Source organism: Streptomyces sp. NPDC045967, assembly GCF_056430495.1.
Genome location: NZ_JBWKLE010000004.1, coordinates 470,021 through 487,974, shown reverse-complemented (window position 1 = coordinate 487,974; position 17,954 = coordinate 470,021). Strand labels below are relative to the sequence as shown.

The window sequence follows — 17,954 nt, the reverse complement described above, 5'->3', positions numbered from 1 at the left end:
GAGGATGCCCGTGACGGGTGGTGTCCGCCACACATCGGCCACCTCACCGCGGGACTGTGGCCTTAGACTCCTCCCGTGACATGCCAGTAGTCGTGGTCAGGGAGGAAGCTCGTCGTGAGCAGCAGGCCATCCCGAGGCGCTGCTCGCCTCGCAGCAATACTCGACGCGCTTCCGGACGCGCTGTTGCTCGTCAACGCCAACGGCACGGTCGTCAACGCGAATTCGATCGCCCTCGAGGTCATGGAGAGCCCCGGCACCGGGCTCGTCGGCCGGGGGGTGCTCGACCTCCTGCCCGAGTTCGACTCCAAGCTGATCCCAGGCTCCATGCGCCGGCCCGGCGAGGAAGAAGGCGGCCGCGCCAAGCCGAAGCGGATGATCGCGCGCCGCACCGACGGCACGGAGTTCCCCGTCGAGGTCACCAGCGCCCACCTCGACGGGCGCGACGCCTACCGCGAACCGCAGCCCGGCTACACCGGTGACGAGCTGCTGATGCTCGTCGTACGGGACCTCTCGCAGACCGTGGACACCGAGGCCGAGCTGGCCCGCTCCCAGCGGCAGACCGAGATGATCCTGCGGGCCGCCGCCGAGGGCGTCGTCGGCACGGACACCGAGGGACGGGTGGTGCTGGTCAATCCGGCCGCCGCGCAGATCCTCGGCTACCGCGCCACCGACCTCGGCAACCGCGAACTGCACGGACTGGTCCTGCACTCGCGCGCCGACGGCTCGCCGTTCCCCTTCGAGGAGTCCCCGCTCGCCGACACCCTGCGCAGCGGGCGCAAGCACCGCGTGCGCGGCCAGGTGCTGTGGAACAAGGCCGGGCAGCCGGTGGCCGTCGACCTCACCACCTCGCCCGTGCGGGACGGGGAGCAGCTCGTCGGTGCCGTCATGACCTTCACCGACCGGCGGCCCTATGACGCCCTCGCCGCCCGCCACGCGCAGTTGCTGGCCGTGCTCGGCGAATCCCTGCGCGGGCCGCTGGACGAGCTGCGCGGAGAGCTGGCCACGCTGGCCGCCGACGACGCCGGGCAGCTGTGGCCCGAGGCCAACCAGCTGCTGCACCACCTGGCCGCCGGGTACTCCCGGATGACCACGCTGGTGGACAACGTGCTGGGGTTCCAGCGGCTGGACTCCGGCAGTGACCGGCTCAAGAAGAAGAAGGTCCTGATCAACGGCGTGGTCACGGCGGGCGTCGACGGCGCCGTCGAGCTGATCGGGCCGGGCCGGGCGCAGTTCGCCGTCCACGCGCCGACGATCGAGGCCGAGGTCGACGCGGAGCGGATCGCGACCGCGCTGGCCCACCTGGTCGCGGACGTCGCCGGAGTGGACGCCACCGGCAAGACCCGGCAGGGCAGCGGGTACGCCGACTCGACCATCGTGGTGGCCGCCGCCCAGCGCGGTGATGTCGTACGCATCGAGGTGCGCGGGCCGTACGAGGGCGGGAGCCCGGTCCACGAGCCGGTCGTGCGGGGGATCGTGGCCGCGCACGGGGGCGTGCTGCAGACGGTGGAGGTGCCGGGCGCGCCCGGCGGTGCGTATGTGCTCGAGCTCCCGCTGGGCGCGGGCGCGGGGACGGTCACCGTGCCCGAGCCGGCGGACGAGCCCCCGGCCGACGCGGCCCCCGCGGGCCGGGTCTCGGGAGGCCGGCGGGCCCGGCGCGGGGTTGACGCGTTCCTGGAGGACGAGGCCGTCTCTTCCGGCGCACCCGCAAGCGAGAAGGCCGCCGAGGGCGGCGCCGCACTGGCGCTGCCGTCCGGGCGGCGCCGGGCCGGCGAGGCCGCCGCGGGCACCGGAACCGGGCCGGAGCTCGCGCAGTCCCCGGTGAACCCGGCGGGGCTGGGCACCGGCCGGCGCCGTGGCCGCGCCGGTGACGCCGGCGAGGGCGCTCCCGGGCAGCCCGTGCCCCCGCAGGGCACCGCCATGCCCGCGCTGCCGCCCGTACCCGCCGTTTCCCCTGTGCCCCCCGTTCCCTCCGTGCCGCCGGTGGAGCACCCCGCAGGGCGCCGTCGGGCGCTGGGCGCCGCGGGTCCGGCGCAGACCGCCGGTCCCGTGCCGGCGAACGGGGTCGGGCGGGCGCCCGCCTCCGCCCCGGGTGCCGTACGGCCCATCGCCCCCGAGGGCGGCTTCGCGCTGCCCGCCGGTCCGACTCCGGCGGCTCCGGCGACGCCTCCGGCTGCTCCGGGCACCCCGGCTGCGGCCCCGGCCCCCGCGGCCGCGGCCGCGGCCGCGGCCGCGCAGGATCCCGTGATGGCCGGATCGGCCCACGCTCCCGCCGCCGAGGCCGATGCCGATACCCCCGGTGGCCGCCGCGGCCGGCGGGTCCTGGGAGGCGCGCCCGCGGCCGAGGACGAAGCCGCGGCGCTGCCGCCGGCCTCGGCCGAGGGGGATCCCGTACCTCCCACGGGGCGGCGGCGGGCGCTGTCGAACGCGCCGGCCTGGCCGGTTCCGGCGGCCCGTACCGCTCCCGAGGACGGCGAGACGCCGTCCGGCCAGGTCGCGGTGCCCGGGGCCCGGCAGCCGCAGGACGGCGCGGCGGAGGGCCAGGCGGCGCAGCCGATCAGTGTGCGCGCCCTCGGCACCCTCGGGCAGGGCATCTCGGTGGATCCCACCGGTTCGGGCTCCGGCCGCCGTCGCCGGCTCTCCGAGCCCGCTCCGCAGGGCCGGGCCTTCGCGATAGGAGCTCCCGAGGCGGGCGCCGACGAGGGCCCCGAACCGCTGGACGGGCCGGGTGGCGCCGTCGAGGTGGTCAACCGCCCCGTGCCGCGGCCCGTGGACGACGAGTTGCCGCCGGAGCCGCTGGACAACCCGCGCCGGCTGCTGGTGTGGCCCGCGCCCGACGCGCAGACGCAGCAGGCGCTCAGCGACCGCGGCTACCGACCGGTGATCGTGCACTCCCGCGAGGAGGTGGACGCGCAGATCGCCGCGTTCCCCGCCGCGCTGTTCGTGGATCCGCTGACGGGGCCGATCACCCGGACCGCCCTGCAGTCCCTGCGCCAGGCCGCGGTGGCCGCCGAGGTGCCGGTGCTGGTCACGGCCGGTCTGGGGCACGCCACCCGCGAAGCGGCGTACGGCGCAGATCCGGCCGTCCTGCTGAAGGCGCTCGCTCCGCGCGACAGCGAGCAGCATCCCTCGCGGGTCCTGCTAATCGAGGAGCACGACGAGATCGCGACCGCCCTCACCGCCGCGCTGGAGCGGCGCGGCATGCAGGTGGCCCGGGCGGGCGCCGACACGGACGCCGTGGAGCTGGCGACGCGGATACGGCCGAACCTGGTCGTCATGGACCTGATGCAGGTACGCCGCCGGCGGGCCGGGATCGTGGACTGGCTGCGTGCCAACGGGCAGCTGAACCACACCCCCTTGGTCGTCTACACGACGACCGGCATCACGTCGTCCGAACTGCCGCGGCTGGCGTCCGGCGAGAGCGTGCTCTTCCTCGCCGAACGGGCCACGACGGCGGACGTGCAGGGCCGCATCGTGGACCTGCTGGCCAAGATCGGCACCAACTAGTCATCCTGGCCCGATGGCCACGACCCACACGAGCGAGCACACCGTCCCCGCCGACAACGGGGAGGTGAACCTGCTGATCGCGCGGCAGGTGGAGCCCGGGCACGAGGAGACCTTCGAGGCCTGGGCCCACGGGATCCTGGAAACGGCGGCCCGCTTCCCGGACCACCTCGGGTACGGGCTCTTCCGGCCGGCGCGGGACGGCGGGCCGTGGTTCCTGGTCCACCGCTTCCGCGACCAGGCGGCCTTCCAGCGCTGGCAGGACTCCCCGGAGCGGGCGGAGTGGTTCTCCAACTGCCTGGGCCACCACCACACGGAGATAGCCCGCCGCGAACTGCACGGCATGGAGACGTGGTTCGCCAAGCCGGGCACGACCCGGCCCGCGCCGCCGCGGTGGAAGATGGCGATCAGCTCGGGGCTGGCCATCTTCCCGATCTCACTGGCGGGCAACGCGGTACTCGGGCCGTACCTGGTGGATCTGCACTTCGTGGTGCGGACCGCGGCGTTCGCCGTGGTCTTCAGCACCCTGATGACCTACGTGGCCATGCCCGCCGTCAGCAAGCTGCTGCGGCCATGGCTCACGAAGGGCTGACGGGCGGGGCGGGAGCGGTCAGTCCAGCTTCGTGACGTCGAGCCGGCCGTCCGCGTACTGCTTGCGGATCACCTTCTTGTCGAACTTGCCGACGCTGGTCTTGGGAACCGCCTCGATGACCGTCCAGCGCTCGGGCAGCTGCCATTTGGCGATGGACCGGCCGAGGAACGCGCGCAGGCCCTCGTAGTCGACGCTCGCGCCCTCCTTGAGGACGACGGTGGCCAGCGGGCGCTCGCCCCACTTGTCGTCGGGGACGGCGACGACCGCGGCCTCCGCGACCTCGGGGTGGGCCATGAGCGCGTTCTCCAGGTCGACGCTGGAGATCCACTCGCCACCGGACTTGATGACGTCCTTGGCGCGGTCGGTCAGGGTGAGGAAGCCGTCGGTGCTGATGACACCGACGTCGCCGGTCTTGAGCCAGCCGTCCGCGCTGAACTTGTCCTCGGGGCGGATGGGTTCGCCGCCCGCCCCGCCGTAGTAGGCGCCCGCGATCCAGGCACCGCGCACCTCCAGCTCGCCCGCCGACTCGCCGTCCCAGGGCAGGATGTCACCGCCCGGTCCGACCAGTCGGGCCTCGACACCCGCCGGGAAACGGCCCTGGGTGATCCGGTAGGGCCACTCCTCCTCGGCGCTCAATCCGGCCGGCGGGTGGGCCATCGTGCCCAGCGGGGAGGTCTCGGTCATGCCCCAGGCGTGGCAGAGGCGGACGCCCAGCTTGTCGTAGGCCTCCATGAGGGAGGGCGGGCAGGCCGCGCCGCCGATGGTGACCTGCGTCATCGAGCTCAGGTCGCGGGGGTGGGCGGTGACCTCCGCCAGGAGTCCCTGCCAGATCGTCGGGACGGCCGCGGCGTGCGAGGGCTTCTCCCGTTCGATCATCTCGGCGAGCGGGGCGGGCTGGAGGAAGCGGTCCGGCATCAGCATGTTGATGCCGGTCATGAAGGTCGCGTGGGGCAGCCCCCACGCATTCACGTGGAACTGCGGGACCACGACGAGGGTGGTGTCCGTGTCCTTCAGCCCCATCGACTCGGCCATGTTGACCTGCATGGAGTGCAGGTAGATCGACCGGTGCGAGTAGACGACGCCCTTGGGGTCCCCGGTGGTGCCGGAGGTGTAGCACATGGCCGCCGCCTGGCGCTCGTCCAGTTCGGGCCAGTCGTAGCTGTCCGGACGGCCCTCGAGCAGCTCCTCGTACTCATGCACGCGCACGTCCAGGCCCGCGAGCGCCGAACGGTCGCCGACGCCCGCCACCACGACGTGCTCGATGGTCGGCAGGTGCGGCAGCAGCGGCACCAGCAGGGGCAGCAGGGTGCCGTTGACCAGCACGACCCGGTCGACGGCGTGGTTCACGATGAAGATCAGCTGCTCGGCGGGGAGCCGCAGGTTCAGGGTGTGCAGGACCGCGCCCATGGACGGGATCGCGAAGTACGCCTCGACGTGCTCGGCGTTGTTCCACATGAGGGTCGCGACCCGGTCGTCCTGGCGGACTCCGAGTTCGTCGCGCAGGGCGTTCGCCAGGCGAGTGGCGCGGGCACCGATCTCGGCGAAGCTGCGGCGGTGCGGCTCGGCCTCCCCGGTCCAGGTCGTGACCTGGGACTTCCCGTGGATCGTCATCCCGTGCTGGAGTATGCGGGTGACGAGGAGTGGTACGTCCTGCATGGTGCTGAGCAAAGCGTCCTCCCGGTGAGCGCTGCGGCGCCGCGGCGGCTACGGATGCTGCCGATTCTGCGCACGTACCGGTCGGCATGTCACTACCCGGGAGTAGAAACCACGCTGTGTTTCACGTGAAACAACTCCTTCGTTTCACGTGAAACATCGTTCGGCGCAGCGGGCCGGGGTGTCGGCTCACCGGACCGGTATGAGCTCCGGGTCCTCACGCAGCTTGCCCAGCGCACGGGAGACGGCGCTCTTGACCGTGCCGACCGACACCCCCAGCAGCTCGGCGGTCTGTACCTCGCTCAGGTCCTCGTAGTAGCGCAGGACGACCATCGCCCGCTGGCGGTCGGGCAGCCGGGTCACCGCACGCCACATCGCGTCGCGCAAGGCCTGGGCCTCCGCGGGGTCGGCAGTGGGGGTCTCCTCGGACTCCGGGAGCTCGTCGCAGGCGAACTCGTCGACCTTGCGCTTGCGCCACTGGGAGGTCCGGGTGTTGACCAGGGCCCGCCGGACGTACCCGTCGAGGGCGCGGTGGTCCTCGATGCGGTCCCAGGCCATGTAGGTCTTCGCCAGGGCCGTCTGGAGCAGATCCTCGGCGTCGCACGGGTTGGCCGTGAGGGAGCGCGCGGTGCGCATCAGGACCGTGCCGCGGGTCCGGACGTACGCCGAGAACGACGGGTACGGCGTCGGCTGCGAGGCGAGCGTGCACACAGGCGTGGTCATGTCTCCACGCTAGGAGCGCCCGCGCGCCCTGGGATCGGCCGCAAGTGCCGAAGGGGGATCCGCCTCAGGTTGTAGGAGTGGGGCCAACCCCACCGCCTGAAGGTGGAGGGGCGCAGCCCGACGCGGCCGGTCTCAGCCGTCGGCTCCGAGGATCAGCCCGGAGGTCGGCACGCCGGTACCGGCCGTGACGAGTACGTGCTCCGCACCGGCGACCTGGTTGACGGAGCTGCCGCGCAGCTGACGGACCGCCTCGGCGATCCCGTTCATGCCGTGCAGGTAGGCCTCCCCCAGCTGGCCGCCGTGGGTGTTGAGCGGCAGCGCGTCCGCGGCGACGAAATCGCCGGCCTCGCCGGGCGCGCAGAAGCCGAACTCCTCCAGCTGCATCAGCACGAAGGGGGTGAAGTGGTCGTAGAGGATCCCGACGTCGATGTGCGAGGGCCGCAGTCCGCTGGTCCGCCACAGCTGGCGCGCGACCACGCCCATCTCGGGCAGCCCGCTGAGGTCGTCGCGGTAGAAGGAGGTCATGCCCTCCTGGCGGCGGCCGGCGCCCTGCGCGGCAGCGGTGACCACGGCGGGCGGATGCCGCAGGTCACGGGCCCGTTCGGCCGTGGTGACGACCACGGCCTGGCCCCCGTCGGTCTCCTGGCAGCAGTCCAGCAGGCGCAGCGGCTCCGCGATCCAGCGCGAGGCGGCATGGTCGGCGAGGGTGATGGGTTTGCCGTGGAAGTAGGCGGCCGGGTTGTTCGCGGCGTGCCGCCGGTCGGTCACCGCGACGTGGCCGAACGCCTCGGGGGTGAGCCGGTGGGCGTGCAGGTAGCGCTGGGCCGTCATGGCCACCCACGAGGCGGGGGTCAGCAGCCCCCAGGGCAGTGACCAGCCGAGCGCGGCCCCCTCGGCCGAGGGTTCGCGCTGCTGGACACCGGAGCCGAAGCGGCGGCCCGAGCGCTCGTTGAAGGCGCGGTAGCAGACCACGACCTCGGCCACCCCGGTGGCGACGGCGAGGGCGGCCTGCTGGACGGTGGCGCAGGCGGCGCCGCCGCCGTAGTGGATGCGGGAGAAGAAGGACAGCTCCCCGATGCCGGCCGCCTGGGCGACGGTGATCTCGGGGCTGGTGTCCATCGTGAAGGTGACCATGCCGTCGACGTCGGCGGGTGTGAGGCCGGCGTCGTCGAGTGCGGCGTGCACGGCCTCCACGGCGAGTTTGAGCTCGCTGCGGCCGGAGTCCTTGGAGAACTCGGTCGCGCCGATACCGGCGATGGCGGCGCGGCCACCGAGTTCGTCGCGCGTGCGCACGCTCATGCCGGTACCTCCGCGGTGACCGTTCCCGTCACGTGGTGGCCGAGTCCGTTGGCGCCGGTCACACGGATGTCGACCGTGGTGCCGGTGACGGCGGTGACGGTGCCGGTGAGAGTCATCGTGTCGCCCGGATAGTTGGGGGCACCCAGCCGGATCGCCACCCTGCGCAGCACGGCGTGCGGGCCGAGGCGGTCGGTGACGTAGCGGCCGACCAGGCCGTTCGTCGTCAGGATGTTCATGAAGATGTCCGGTGCGCCCTTCTCGCGCGCCAGCTCAGCGTCGTGGTGGACGTCCTGGTAGTCGCGGGAGGCGAGGGCACCGGCCACGATCAGCGTGCGGGTGACCGGAATCTCCAGCGGCGGCAGTGTGTCGCCGACCTTCATGCGTGTTCCCCCTCGGCTATCGAAGCCCCCAGTTCGGCCAGCAGCTCGCTGCCGCAGCCCAGGTAGGCGTCCAGCTGGCGCCCCCACAGGAAGTGCCGGTGGACCGGATGGTCCACGTCGGCGCCCATGCCGCCGTGCAGGTGCTGGCCGGCGTGCACGACGCGCTTCCCCGCCTCCGAGGCCCACCACGCCGCGGTCAGCACCTGCTCGCGCGCCGGCAGCCCCTCGTCCATGCGCCAGGCCGCCTCATAGGCGGTGACCCGGATCGCCTCGGTGTCCATGTACGCGTCGGCGGCGCGCAGCATGACCCCCTGGTTGGTGGAGAGCGGCCGGCCGAACTGCTCGCGGGTCGAGGTGTACTCCACGGCGCGGGCGAGCGAGCCGGCGCAGACACCCGCCTGGAGGCCTGCGAAGGCGGTCCGGGCAGCGGCGAGGACCTCGCCGTAGGCCCCGGTGGCGCCGATCCGTTCCGCCGCGGCGCCGGTCAGGGTCAGCCGTCCCGCCGACCAGGGGGCGGTGGTCTCCACCGGCGAGGTCCGTACACCCGGTGCGTCCGTCCGTACGAGCCACAGCTCCCGGTCGGCGTCCGGGACCAGCACGTGGGTGGCTTCGCGCAGCCAGGGCACGGCGGGGGCGGTCCCGGTGAGCCTGCCGTCCTGCGCGGTGATCCGCCCGCGGGCCGGAAAGGCCCCGGTGGCCACGGCTTCGCCGCTCTCCAGGGCGGGCAGCAGCCGGGCGCGCTGCTCGGGGCTGCCCTGTGCGGCCAGCGGGAGCACGCCGTACGCACAGGTGGCGGCGTACGGGACCTGTGCGGTGGTGCGGCCCTGCTCCTCCAGCAGCAGGACCAGCCCCAGCAGGCCGACATCCCTGACGGCGGCGATCAACCCGGAGGTGGTCAGCGCCTTCCACAGCTCGGCGTCGCTGCCGGTGCCGGCGGCGGTGAGGCGTTCGTGGGTGGCGAGGTCGCGGAAGATCCGCGCGGCGAGTCCGGCCGCGGCGGCCTGCTCCTCGGTGGGGTGGAAGTCCATCAGCCCTCACTCCCGCGGAAGACGGGCAGTTCCAGCTCGTCGTCCACGCGGAGGAACTCCAGGTGGACGGGCAGTCCGATGCGCACCTTGTCGTACGGCACGCCGGTGATGTTGCTGACCATCCGGACCCCTTCGGCGAGCTCGACGAGCGCCACGGCGTACGGGGGGTCGAAGGCGGGGAAGGGCGGATGGTGCATGACCACGTAGCTGAAGACGGTGCCGGCCCCGGACGCCTCGACGGTGTCCCAGTCGGCGCAGGCGCAGGCGTTGCAGCCGGGCAACCAGGGGAAGCGGAGGGTGGCGCAGGAGGTGCAGCGCTGGATCAGCAGCTTGTGGTCGCGGACCCCGGCCCAGAACCCCTCGTTGTCACGGTTGATCACCGGTCGGGGGCGCCGGGCCCTGTCCTTCTGCTCCCGGCGCGCTGCGGCCGGTGCGTACTTGAGGATCCGGAAGCGGTGGGTGCCGGCCAGCCCGCCGTCCGCGTGGACGTCCATGCGCGTGGTCACGAAGTGGCCGGTGCCCAGCTTGGTCGTCTTGCGCGGTGACACGGACTCGATGACGGCGTCGAAGGTCACCGTGTCCCCGGGCCGCAGCGGGCGCAGGTACTCCTGCTCGCAGTCGGTGGCGACGACAGAGGTGAAGCCGGCGGAGTCGAGGAGCGCGAGGAGCTCGTCGTAGGCGGAGGACCGGCCGGTGTGGCCGGACAGCCCGCCCATCGTCCATGCCTGGAGCATGGTGGGCGGAGCGATGGCGTCCGGGCCGGTGTAGGCGGGGTGGGCATCGCCCATCGCCTCGCACCAGTGGCGGATCATCGGCTGGTTGACCACGTCCTTGCCCCGCCCCGCGGTGGCGGCGGGCTGCCCTTCGAAGGCCAGGAGGAGGGTGTGGAACCGGTCCGCCTCCTCGATTGCTCCGGCTGCGTCCCCCGTCATCGCTTCCTCCCCTTCATGCCGAGCCGCATCATGGCGACGATCTCCCGCTGGACCTCGCTGACCCCGCCGCCGAAGGTGTTGATCTGGGCGGCCCGGTTCATCCGTTCCAGCTCGCCGCCCGCGAAGGCGGCCGGGCCCCGGATGAGGGCCTCCTCGCCCACCACCTCCTGGCACATGCGGTAGACCTCGACGGTGGATTCGGTGCCGAGGAACTTCACTCCGCTGGCATCGCCGGGGGCCAGGGTCCCGGCGCCCACGTCCTGGACGAGGCGCCAGTTGAGCAGGCGTACGGCGGCCAGCCGGGCGTGCGCCTCGGCGAGGCGGGAGCGCACCCAGGGGAGGTCGGCGGGGCGGTCGCCGGTGACGGGGTCGGGGGTGCGGGCGTGCCTGAGGGCGGCCTCGTAGAAGTCCTCGGCCTGCATGCCGATGGCGGCGAGGGCGACGCGCTCGTGGTTGAGCTGGTTGGTGATCAGGCCCCAGCCGCCGTGTTCGGGGCCGACGAGGTTGCCGGCGGGCACGCGTACGGAGTCGTAGTACGTGGCCGTGGTGGTGAGGCCGCCGACGGTGTCGATCGGGGTCCAGGAGAAGCCGGCGGCGTCGGTGGGGACCAGGATGATCGAGATGCCCTTGTGTTTGGGGGCTTCGGGGTCCGTGCGGCAGGCGAGCCAGATCCAGTCGGCGTTCTGGGCGTTGGAGGTGAAGACCTTCTGCCCGTCGACGACCCAGTCGCCACCTGCCCCGTTCTCACCGCCGTCGCGGACGGCGCGGGTGCGCAGGGCGGCGAGGTCGGTACCGGCCCCGGGTTCGGAGTAGCCGATGGCGAAGACGATCTCGCCCGCGAGGATCCGGGGCAGGAAGTAGTCCTTCTGCTCTTTGGTGCCGTACTTCATCAGGGTCGGACCGACCGTGTTGAGCGTGACCATGGAGACGGGGGCTCCGGCCCGGTATGCCTCGTCGAAGAAGACGAACTGCTCGTCGGGACCGCGTCCCCGGCCGCCGTACTCGACGGGCCAGCCGAGACCGAGCAGGTCGTCGGCGCCGATGCGGCGCAGGAGCACGCGCTGCTGCGCCGGGTCCTGGGGGACCCCGTCCGGCAGCAGCTCCTGGAAGTACTCCCGCAGTTGGGCACGCAGCCGCAACTGGCCTTCGGTCGGGGCGAGGTGCACGGCGCTGGCCTCCCGGCATCGCATCATCGAGTAGAGCTGACTGTCCGTCAGATTCACTGGTGGTGTCAAGGTCGGGGAGCGATCGGGGCGGGGTCGGGTGGGAGGGCGAGGCGGCTGGAGGCCGCGGCCACCACCACTGAAATCCGTGCCCGCAAGGGAGGGAGCGTTCCGCCGGAACGCGTGTCCCGGACATGCCGAAAAGGGCCGCGTCGTCCGGGAACCCCACCGTCTCCCGGGACTGCGGCCCTGCAATGCCGACGTCTGCGCCCCTGTGCGCCCCCGGCGTCCGCCGGGGCGTCTCCTGCGTGCCCCGGTCCGGGGCACCACACGGCGCGATCCTCGGTCACATGCGACCGGGCTCCAGCGCCGATTCCCATCACCTTGCCCGGAGGCGGCGCGTACGCCGGCGAATCCGGATGTAACGAGTACTGCGGGTACTGCGGGTACTGCGCTATGGCTGTACGGGTACGCCTACGGCTTCGTCGTCCTTCGTCATCACGTCTTACCGAAGGACCTACGCGGCCAGTGCGAGCGCGTTCCGGGCCGCTCCTGCGGTGGCTGCCGACGGGGCACCGGCAGCGGCTCCGGCCAGGGCGCCGGACTGCGTCAGGGATCGGGCGGCGGTTCCCGGCCCGGCTCCCATGGCGGCGGCGGTGGTCGAGCGGCGGACGGACGGGGACTTGCCGTGCGCCTCGGCGCGGATCCGCTGCTTGATGGTCGGCGGCAGCGAACCGCCGCGCATCACCGCCCGCCAGGTCCGCCGGGGAGCGGGCACCGGGCGGCGCACCGCGGCGGCCGGGACGCGGGGACCGACCGGGGCCGCTGCGGAGGCGGCCGCCGGCGTGGTCTTGCCACCGAGGCCGAGGAAGGCGAGGAGGGCCACGAGGGCGTTCAGGACCGAAGTCCGGAGAGCGGAGAGGGTGCTGCGCTGAGCCATGACAGGTGCCTCGTTTCACAATGTCGGACGGGCGGATCTGAATACATTCGTCATGATGTGCCCGCAACCTCACCTCACCCACGACGCGCGCCGATCTTCCGACAAACACCACTCGGAAGGCCCAGTCGGCAGGGTCGTCTCCGGCGGCGAGGTGATGCGGGAAAGCCCGCGCGCACCCCTCTGACCTGCATCTTCGTCCCACGTCAGGGCTCTTCTCCGCAGCGGCACGCGCGCGGCGCACCGGCAAGTCGGCAGACGTGTCGCGCGTCGTTACCCCGGCGGGGGAACGCGTGCGACCCGTCGCGTCTCTTCCACCGTGCAGGCGCGATGTGGCCGGCGGCGCCGCCCGTCCCCGGCGGACCCGGGCACTGCCGGACCACAATGGGCCCGAACCGCAGGCGCTCCGCCGCGCGGGCGTGGGCGCTCCGCCTCGCGGGAGGGAGAGCGATGTGCCGGTGATCGGAACCGCGGGCACGACCGGTCGGAACGTCGAGATGACGCGGGTGGGCGGCCGGTGGCGGGTGACCCGGCCGTGGCCACCCCAGCTGCGCCCCTATGTACACAGCTATGCCGGCTACTGGGATGCGGCTGCCTCGCCCTATCGGGCCCGCCTGGTGCCCAGTGGCAGGGCCGTCGTGCTGATCAACCTCGGGGAACCGTTCGCCCAGGTCCGCCGCGTCGGGGAGGTGGATCCGTCCGTCCAGGTGACCGGCTCGCTGGTCGTCGGCCTGGAGGACGGACCGCGCATGTGCGACCACCCCGGCGGACAGGAAGCCATCCGGCTCGAGCTGACCCCGCTGGGGGCCTACCGACTGTTCGCCGTACCCATGAGCGAGCTGACCAACCGGGCGGTCGAGCTCCGCGACGTGTTCGGACCCGGCGCCGGGCTGCTGGTGGAGCACCTGGCTGCCACCGGTGACTGGGCAGCCCGCTTCGACCTGCTGGACTTCGCCCTGTCGGCCCGGATCGCACGCGGACCCGACCCGGCGCCCGAGGTACGGCACGCGTGGCGCCTGCTGTCGCGGGCGGGCGGGGTGATCCCGGTGCGCCGGATCGCGGACGAAGTGGGTTGGAGCCAGGGCTACCTGATCCGGCGCTTCACCGAACAGATCGGTCTGACCCCCAAGACCTCCGCCCGCGTGCTGCGCTTCAACCGGGCCGTGCGGCTGCTCACCGGGGAGGACGCGAACCTCACGGAAGTGGCGGCGGCCTGCGGCTACTACGACCAGGCCCACCTCAACCGCGAGTTCCGCGCGCTGGCCGGGACCACTCCGGGCCGGATGGCCGCCGCCCGCTTGGCGGAGGGAGCCCTCCCGCTCTGAGCCGCGAGGTCAAATTCGTCCAAGCCTGCCCGTCCTCGCGTGGCTAGTGTCCCCTTCGTAGCGATCAGGCACCGAAGCGCACGGAACGGCGCGCGGTGAACCTGGTCCGGAGGGGGAGTTACCCGATGGAAGACCTGCTGCGCATCCTCGTGTCCGGTGCCATCACGGGCGGCTTGATCGGTTTGGCGGGCGCCCTGGGTGCTCGCAGGCGCCGACGCCGGGAGGGCGGGCACGCGGGCGGCCGCTGACGCCCCGCTCACGGCCGGGCAGCAGCCGCTGCCTCCCGGCCCATGGACCCTGGCCGGCGCCGGGAAGCAGGGGGATCCCGGTGCTGATCAGGATGAAGACGGAGGGCGGGCCCCCGGACCGGGGACCCGCCCTCTGGCGGCCAGTTCCCTGACCTGCAAGCGGTGGGTGTGGGATTTGAACCCACGGTGACTCGCGCCACGACGGTTTTCAAGACCGTTCCCTTAGGCCGCTCGGGCAACCCACCTGGCCGGTACAGAGTACCGGCCGGGCGGGGATGGCGGGGCCGTGGAGAGTCAGGCGGTCTGGGCCTTGTCGTAGGCCGCCTTCGCCTCGTTCCCGAAGTACGGGCCGTACATCCGGTTCGGGAGGAAGGTGTAGCCGAAGCTGTTCACCGAGACCTGGGTGCCGAGACCGGTGGTCTCGTTGAAGTCCTGGAACCAGGGCCCGCCGCTGGAGCCGCCGGTCATGTTGCAGGACAGGCTGTGGTCCTTGGTGAGCAGGAAGTCCTTGCCGCTGTTGCCGCTGCAGTAGACGAGCTTGGAGCCGTCGTACGGTGCCGCCGCGGGGAAGCCGAAGGAGTACATCCTCTTGTTGTACCCGCCGTTGAAGAGGATCCCCTGGGCGCCGACCGCCTGCGTCAGGGTCCGGCCGTTCAGCGGGGCGACGACGGCGAGGCCGACGTCCATGTTCATGTCCTCGCTCGCGGCCCACTGGTCGGTGGCGAAGGTCTTGGTGGCCGGCCACTGGCCGAAGGGCGCGTTGCCGTTGTCGTAGCCGGGGACGAAGACCCAGTTGGTGTGCCATGCGCCCTGGTACTTCACGCAGTGGCCGGCTGTCATGACCGTGCTGCCGTTGGCGCTGGTCACCGAGTCACCGGAGCAGGAGGCGGTCCGGCTCCCCATGGTGAAGAAGACCCGGCCCGAGGTCTTCACCACCGCTCCGCCGCCCGTCCAGGCCCCGCCGGCCTGCGGGAAGGCGGTGGGTGAGGCGGAGGCGGGCGTCGGGGCGATACGGGTGGGGGCGGCGGAGGTCGCGACCGGCGTGCGGGCCGTGCCGGGGACCGCCGTGACGTCGAGCGGGGCGGCGGCCCGCATCCGCTCGGCGGTCCAGAATCCCTGGGTGTGCTGCTGCCGGAAGGACGCGGGGGCGTCCGCCGCGGCCGAGGGGGAGGCAGCGGTCAGGGCCCCCGCGATCAGGGCGCCTGCCGACAAGAGGACGGATGCGGCGATGCGATGACGATTCACGCAGGACTCCTTCTGCCGTGCCCGGTCCGGTCGGGCGGACCTGAGCAGGGTGGGGGTGAAGAGCGGTCGGTGCGGATCGGCTGTGCGGTGCGGGCCGAGTGGTGCGGCCCGAGCTGAGTGGTGTGCGGGCTCTGCGGGATCCGGCGGGACGTGCGGGGCGTGCGCTTGCCGGGCAGAGTGGCACGGGCGCGCGCCATTGTCAGCGGGCAGTCAGAACGTTCGGTCGGTTCCGGCCATGAAATGGCCAACTCCCTTCGCTCCGCGCCGTCATGACGTGAGCAGCACCCCGGCGTACGAGGCCCCGGCCACGACCACCCAGGCCGCCAGCCCGAGCCCCGCGGCCCGTCCGCCGGTCCGGGCCAGGCTCGGCAGGTGCACGGCACTTCCCAGTCCGAACAGAGCCGCCGCGAGCAGGGCCTCCTGCGCGGTGTGGGCCCACTCCAGGGCCACATCGGGCAGAACGCCCGTGGCCCGTACGGCCGCCGCGGCCAGGAACCCGGCGACGAACAGCGGTACCGGGGCGGGTCGGCGGCCCGAGGCGGTGCGCACCCCGCGCCGCCTGGCCCGTACGGAGAGGGCGACGGCCGCGACCAGCGGGGCGAGGAGCGCCACCCGCATCAGCTTGACCAGCACCGCTTCGCCGAGCGCGCCCGGGCCCGCGGTCTGCGCGGTGGCCACCACCTGGCCGACGTCGTGGACGCTCGCGCCGACCCACCGCCCGAACTCCGGACCGGTGAGCCCCAGAGGGCCCTGCAGGAGGGGAAGCACGGCGATGGCGAGCGTCCCGCAGAGGGTCACCAGGGCCACCGAGGCGGCCACGTCCTCCTCGTCGCTCCCCGCGACCTCGCTCACCGCGCCGATCGCCGAGGCCCCGCAGATCGAGTAGCCGGTGGCGACCAGCAGTGGTTGGTCGCCCGGGAGTCCCAGACGCCGGCCCAGCCAGAGGGTGCCGAAGAAGGTGGCGGCGACCACCGCCGCGACCATGGCCACCGTCGCCCAGCCGAGCCGGAGAACCTGGTCCAGCCCCAGACCGAGTCCCAGCAGGACGATGCCGATCCGCATCAGCCGCCGCCCTGCCAGGGAGAGGCCGGGCCGGGCGGCTCCCCGTACAAGGCCCCGCAGGCCGGGAAGGTGGGCTGCGGCGATGCCCAGGACCACGGACGCGGTCAGCATGGGGACGGCCGGTACCAGCCGGTGGATGCACCAGGCGGCCAGCGCTCCGCCGGCGGCCGCCAGCAACCCGGGCCGGAGCATGGGTGTTTCACGTGAAACATGCGGGGCCCCCACCCCCTGGGGGCGGTGCAGGAGCGCCATCAGTCGACGGGGAGCGTGTAGACACGGCGGATGCTGGTGCCCAGCCGGGAGACGTCGGCTCCGTATACGTGCACCGATATCGCCTTCGCGGGACAGGAGTTGCGCACCTTGTGGATGTCCCCGGGCGGAGCGAATCCGCAGACCTCGCCCGGGCCGTTGACCACGTCCTCGGTGGGGACCAGCCGGGCCGTGTCCGGCCCCGGGGAGAGCCGGTAGCGGCGTTCGCTCTCCTGGCCCTGGTGCACCCCGGCCACGCACCACGCCACGTGATCGTGGATGCAGGTCTCCTGGCCGGGCAGCCACACCAGTGCCACCACCGAGAAGCTGCCGTCGGACTCGGCGTGCAGCAGGTGCTGCCGGTACCGTTCCGGGTCGCCTTCCTGCTGGCTTGGCGTCAGCAGGTCCGGTGCGCCCAGATGCGGGGTGAGGCGTTCGCCCACCAGGTACGCGGTCACGTCCGGGGCCAGCCCCCGGTCCACGACCTTGCGGATGTCACTGACGAGGGCGGCCATCCTCGTGGTCGTACGGGCCGGCGTGGTGGTGGTCATATGCGCAGCGTCCTGCTGCCGTTCCATCACGTCCAACGACAGTTGTGACCCGAAATCACAACGTGCGCTTATGGATGGGTCAGCAGCCGACGCGGTTCGCGGCCGCACTCCTCAGTGCGTCGAGCACCACCGCGGTCGCCGGCACGCGCAGGTGGTCCCGGTAGACGTAGGCGGCGATGTGACGGCGGGCCGCGGGCTGCAGGGCCCGTCCGCAGACGCGGTTCAGCGAGAGGGAGGGCAGGACCAGCGCGGGCATCATGGCCACCCCCAGCCCCTGCGCGACGAGGCTCTGCACCACCAGGTTGTCGTCGGTGGCGAAACGGATGTCGGGTACGAAGCCCAGCTCCGCGCACTCGTGCAGGAGGTTGGCCCGGCAGCGGGGGCAGCCCGCGATCCACTGCTCCTCGGCCAGGTCCGCGAGGTGTACGGCGCGGCGGCGGGCCAGCGGGTGCCCCGTCGGGAGCAGCACCGTCAGCTGATCCTCCAGCAGCCTGACCTCGGCGACCTCCTCCGGGACCTCCTCGTGCAGCCCGGGGTAGGTGAAGGCCAGGGTGATGTCGCACTCGCCGCGCTCCAGCCGGCGCAGCGACTCCGGCGGCTCCCCCTCCAGCAGCTCGACCTGTACGCCCGGGTGCTCCTTGGCCAGGCCGCTCAGTGCCTCCGGGACGAGGGTGACGTTGGCGCTGGGAAAGCCGCACAACCGCACGCGCCCCGTACGCAGGCGCGCGTACGCCTTGAGCTGGGCCTCGGCGGCACAGAGGCTGCCGAGTATGGCCTCGGCGTGCCGCGAGAGCGACTCCCCGGCCTCCGTGAGCTGCATCTTCCTGCCCACGCGGGTGAACAGCGGGGTGCCGGCGGCGCGTTCGAGCGCCTTCATCTGCTGGGTGATGGCGGGCTGGGTGTACCCCAGCACGCGGGCGGCCGCCGAGTAGGAGCCCGCAGCGACCACGGTGTGGAACGTCCGGATGTGCCGGGAATCGAACACGCGTGAAGCATAAGCGGACGTTGGGAGGGGCCGTAGGCGGAATTCCGCCCACGGCCCCTCCCATCAAGCCACCGGGTGCGC

At 72.8% G+C, this 17,954-nt stretch carries 16 protein-coding genes and 1 tRNA gene; 4 read left to right on the top strand and 13 right to left on the bottom strand.

The genetic code is table 11. The annotated features are described in order from the left end of the window. The first annotated feature begins 114 nt into the window (after window positions 1-114). Both AC07FY_RS12245 and AC07FY_RS12240 read left to right on the top strand, forming a co-directional pair. Window positions 115-3,504, top strand: a complete 3,390-nt coding sequence (locus AC07FY_RS12245; protein WP_479004321.1) for a PAS domain-containing protein — start codon at window positions 115-117, stop codon at window positions 3,502-3,504. Window positions 3,505-3,517: 13 nt separating this feature from the next. Next, entirely contained in the window at window positions 3,518-4,093 is a 576-nt protein-coding gene (locus AC07FY_RS12240; protein ID WP_479004318.1) for an antibiotic biosynthesis monooxygenase, read from the top strand. 18 nt (window positions 4,094-4,111) lie between these two features. On the opposite strand, the gene AC07FY_RS12235 is transcribed toward AC07FY_RS12240, so the two are convergent. The 8 genes from AC07FY_RS12235 to AC07FY_RS12200 all read right to left on the bottom strand — a co-directional run bounded on the left by AC07FY_RS12235 (window position 4,112) and on the right by AC07FY_RS12200 (window position 12,211). Further along, window positions 4,112-5,761, bottom strand: a complete 1,650-nt coding sequence (locus AC07FY_RS12235; protein ID WP_479004315.1) for a long-chain fatty acid--CoA ligase — start codon at window positions 5,759-5,761, stop codon at window positions 4,112-4,114. A gap of 174 nt (window positions 5,762-5,935) precedes the next feature. Beyond that, the gene (locus AC07FY_RS12230) at window positions 5,936-6,469 is read right to left on the bottom strand and encodes a SigE family RNA polymerase sigma factor (RefSeq protein ID WP_479004312.1); all 534 of its coding nucleotides are present in this window, start codon (window positions 6,467-6,469) and stop codon (window positions 5,936-5,938) included. Window positions 6,470-6,601: 132 nt separating this feature from the next. Further along, window positions 6,602-7,768 (bottom strand): lipid-transfer protein, encoded by a 1,167-nt coding sequence (locus tag AC07FY_RS12225; RefSeq protein ID WP_479004309.1) that lies wholly within the window; start codon window positions 7,766-7,768, stop codon window positions 6,602-6,604. After that, a complete protein-coding gene (locus AC07FY_RS12220; protein WP_479004306.1) occupies window positions 7,765-8,148 on the bottom strand; it encodes a MaoC/PaaZ C-terminal domain-containing protein in 384 nt (127 codons plus the stop codon). Before AC07FY_RS12220 ends, AC07FY_RS12225 begins: the two co-directional genes overlap by 4 nt. Further along, complete coding sequence (locus AC07FY_RS12215) at window positions 8,145-9,176, bottom strand: acyl-CoA dehydrogenase family protein (RefSeq protein ID WP_479004304.1); 1,032 nt, start codon at window positions 9,174-9,176, stop codon at window positions 8,145-8,147. Before AC07FY_RS12215 ends, AC07FY_RS12220 begins: the two co-directional genes overlap by 4 nt. Then, window positions 9,176-10,108, bottom strand: coding sequence for a bifunctional MaoC family dehydratase N-terminal/OB-fold nucleic acid binding domain-containing protein (locus AC07FY_RS12210; protein WP_479004301.1), 933 nt, complete (start codon window positions 10,106-10,108; stop codon window positions 9,176-9,178). Before AC07FY_RS12210 ends, AC07FY_RS12215 begins: the two co-directional genes overlap by 1 nt. Then, entirely contained in the window at window positions 10,105-11,274 is a 1,170-nt protein-coding gene (locus tag AC07FY_RS12205) for an acyl-CoA dehydrogenase family protein (protein WP_479004557.1), read from the bottom strand. Before AC07FY_RS12205 ends, AC07FY_RS12210 begins: the two co-directional genes overlap by 4 nt. A 514-nt stretch (window positions 11,275-11,788) precedes the next feature. Further along, a complete protein-coding gene (locus tag AC07FY_RS12200) occupies window positions 11,789-12,211 on the bottom strand; it encodes a DUF6344 domain-containing protein (protein ID WP_479004299.1) in 423 nt (140 codons plus the stop codon). A 449-nt stretch (window positions 12,212-12,660) separates the two neighbouring features. Here AC07FY_RS12200 and AC07FY_RS12195 point away from each other — a divergent pair, with 449 nt between their 5' ends. Both AC07FY_RS12195 and AC07FY_RS12190 read left to right on the top strand, forming a co-directional pair. Next, window positions 12,661-13,533, top strand: coding sequence for a helix-turn-helix domain-containing protein (locus tag AC07FY_RS12195; RefSeq protein ID WP_479004296.1), 873 nt, complete (start codon window positions 12,661-12,663; stop codon window positions 13,531-13,533). A gap of 125 nt (window positions 13,534-13,658) precedes the next feature. After that, window positions 13,659-13,781 carry a hypothetical protein gene (locus AC07FY_RS12190; RefSeq protein ID WP_479004293.1) on the top strand — a complete coding sequence of 41 codons (123 nt, stop codon included), beginning with the start codon at window positions 13,659-13,661 and terminating at the stop codon, window positions 13,779-13,781. Between the two features lie 160 nt (window positions 13,782-13,941). Here AC07FY_RS12190 and AC07FY_RS12185 read toward each other — a convergent pair. The 5 genes from AC07FY_RS12185 to AC07FY_RS12165 form a co-directional block, all read right to left on the bottom strand. Further along, window positions 13,942-14,026: transfer RNA gene (locus AC07FY_RS12185), tRNA-Ser, on the bottom strand. A gap of 49 nt (window positions 14,027-14,075) precedes the next feature. After that, window positions 14,076-15,026 (bottom strand): trypsin-like serine peptidase, encoded by a 951-nt coding sequence (locus tag AC07FY_RS12180; protein WP_479004290.1) that lies wholly within the window; start codon window positions 15,024-15,026, stop codon window positions 14,076-14,078. A 267-nt stretch (window positions 15,027-15,293) separates the two neighbouring features. Then, window positions 15,294-16,340 (bottom strand): YeiH family protein, encoded by a 1,047-nt coding sequence (locus AC07FY_RS12175; RefSeq protein ID WP_479004288.1) that lies wholly within the window; start codon window positions 16,338-16,340, stop codon window positions 15,294-15,296. Beyond that, window positions 16,340-16,888, bottom strand: coding sequence for a cysteine dioxygenase family protein (locus tag AC07FY_RS12170; protein WP_479004285.1), 549 nt, complete (start codon window positions 16,886-16,888; stop codon window positions 16,340-16,342). Before AC07FY_RS12170 ends, AC07FY_RS12175 begins: the two co-directional genes overlap by 1 nt. Window positions 16,889-16,967: 79 nt before the next feature. Next, a complete protein-coding gene (locus AC07FY_RS12165) occupies window positions 16,968-17,873 on the bottom strand; it encodes a LysR family transcriptional regulator (RefSeq protein ID WP_479004283.1) in 906 nt (301 codons plus the stop codon). Between the last annotated feature and the right edge of the window lie 81 nt (window positions 17,874-17,954).

What these genes read in the sequence shown, in the direction of transcription:
- AC07FY_RS12170 (WP_479004285.1), bottom strand. Translation starts at nt 16,888, where the DNA reads ATGACCACCACCACGCCGGCCCGTACGACCACGAGGATGGCCGCCCTC.
- AC07FY_RS12190 (WP_479004293.1), top strand. Translation starts at nt 13,659, where the DNA reads ATGGAAGACCTGCTGCGCATCCTCGTGTCCGGTGCCATCACGGGCGGC.
- AC07FY_RS12175 (WP_479004288.1), bottom strand. Translation starts at nt 16,340, where the DNA reads ATGGCGCTCCTGCACCGCCCCCAGGGGGTGGGGGCCCCGCATGTTTCA.
- AC07FY_RS12240 (WP_479004318.1), top strand. Translation starts at nt 3,518, where the DNA reads ATGGCCACGACCCACACGAGCGAGCACACCGTCCCCGCCGACAACGGG.
- AC07FY_RS12220 (WP_479004306.1), bottom strand. Translation starts at nt 8,148, where the DNA reads ATGAAGGTCGGCGACACACTGCCGCCGCTGGAGATTCCGGTCACCCGC.
- AC07FY_RS12225 (WP_479004309.1), bottom strand. Translation starts at nt 7,768, where the DNA reads ATGAGCGTGCGCACGCGCGACGAACTCGGTGGCCGCGCCGCCATCGCC.
- AC07FY_RS12210 (WP_479004301.1), bottom strand. Translation starts at nt 10,108, where the DNA reads ATGACGGGGGACGCAGCCGGAGCAATCGAGGAGGCGGACCGGTTCCAC.
- AC07FY_RS12200 (WP_479004299.1), bottom strand. Translation starts at nt 12,211, where the DNA reads ATGGCTCAGCGCAGCACCCTCTCCGCTCTCCGGACTTCGGTCCTGAAC.
- AC07FY_RS12215 (WP_479004304.1), bottom strand. Translation starts at nt 9,176, where the DNA reads ATGGACTTCCACCCCACCGAGGAGCAGGCCGCCGCGGCCGGACTCGCC.
- AC07FY_RS12230 (WP_479004312.1), bottom strand. Translation starts at nt 6,469, where the DNA reads ATGACCACGCCTGTGTGCACGCTCGCCTCGCAGCCGACGCCGTACCCG.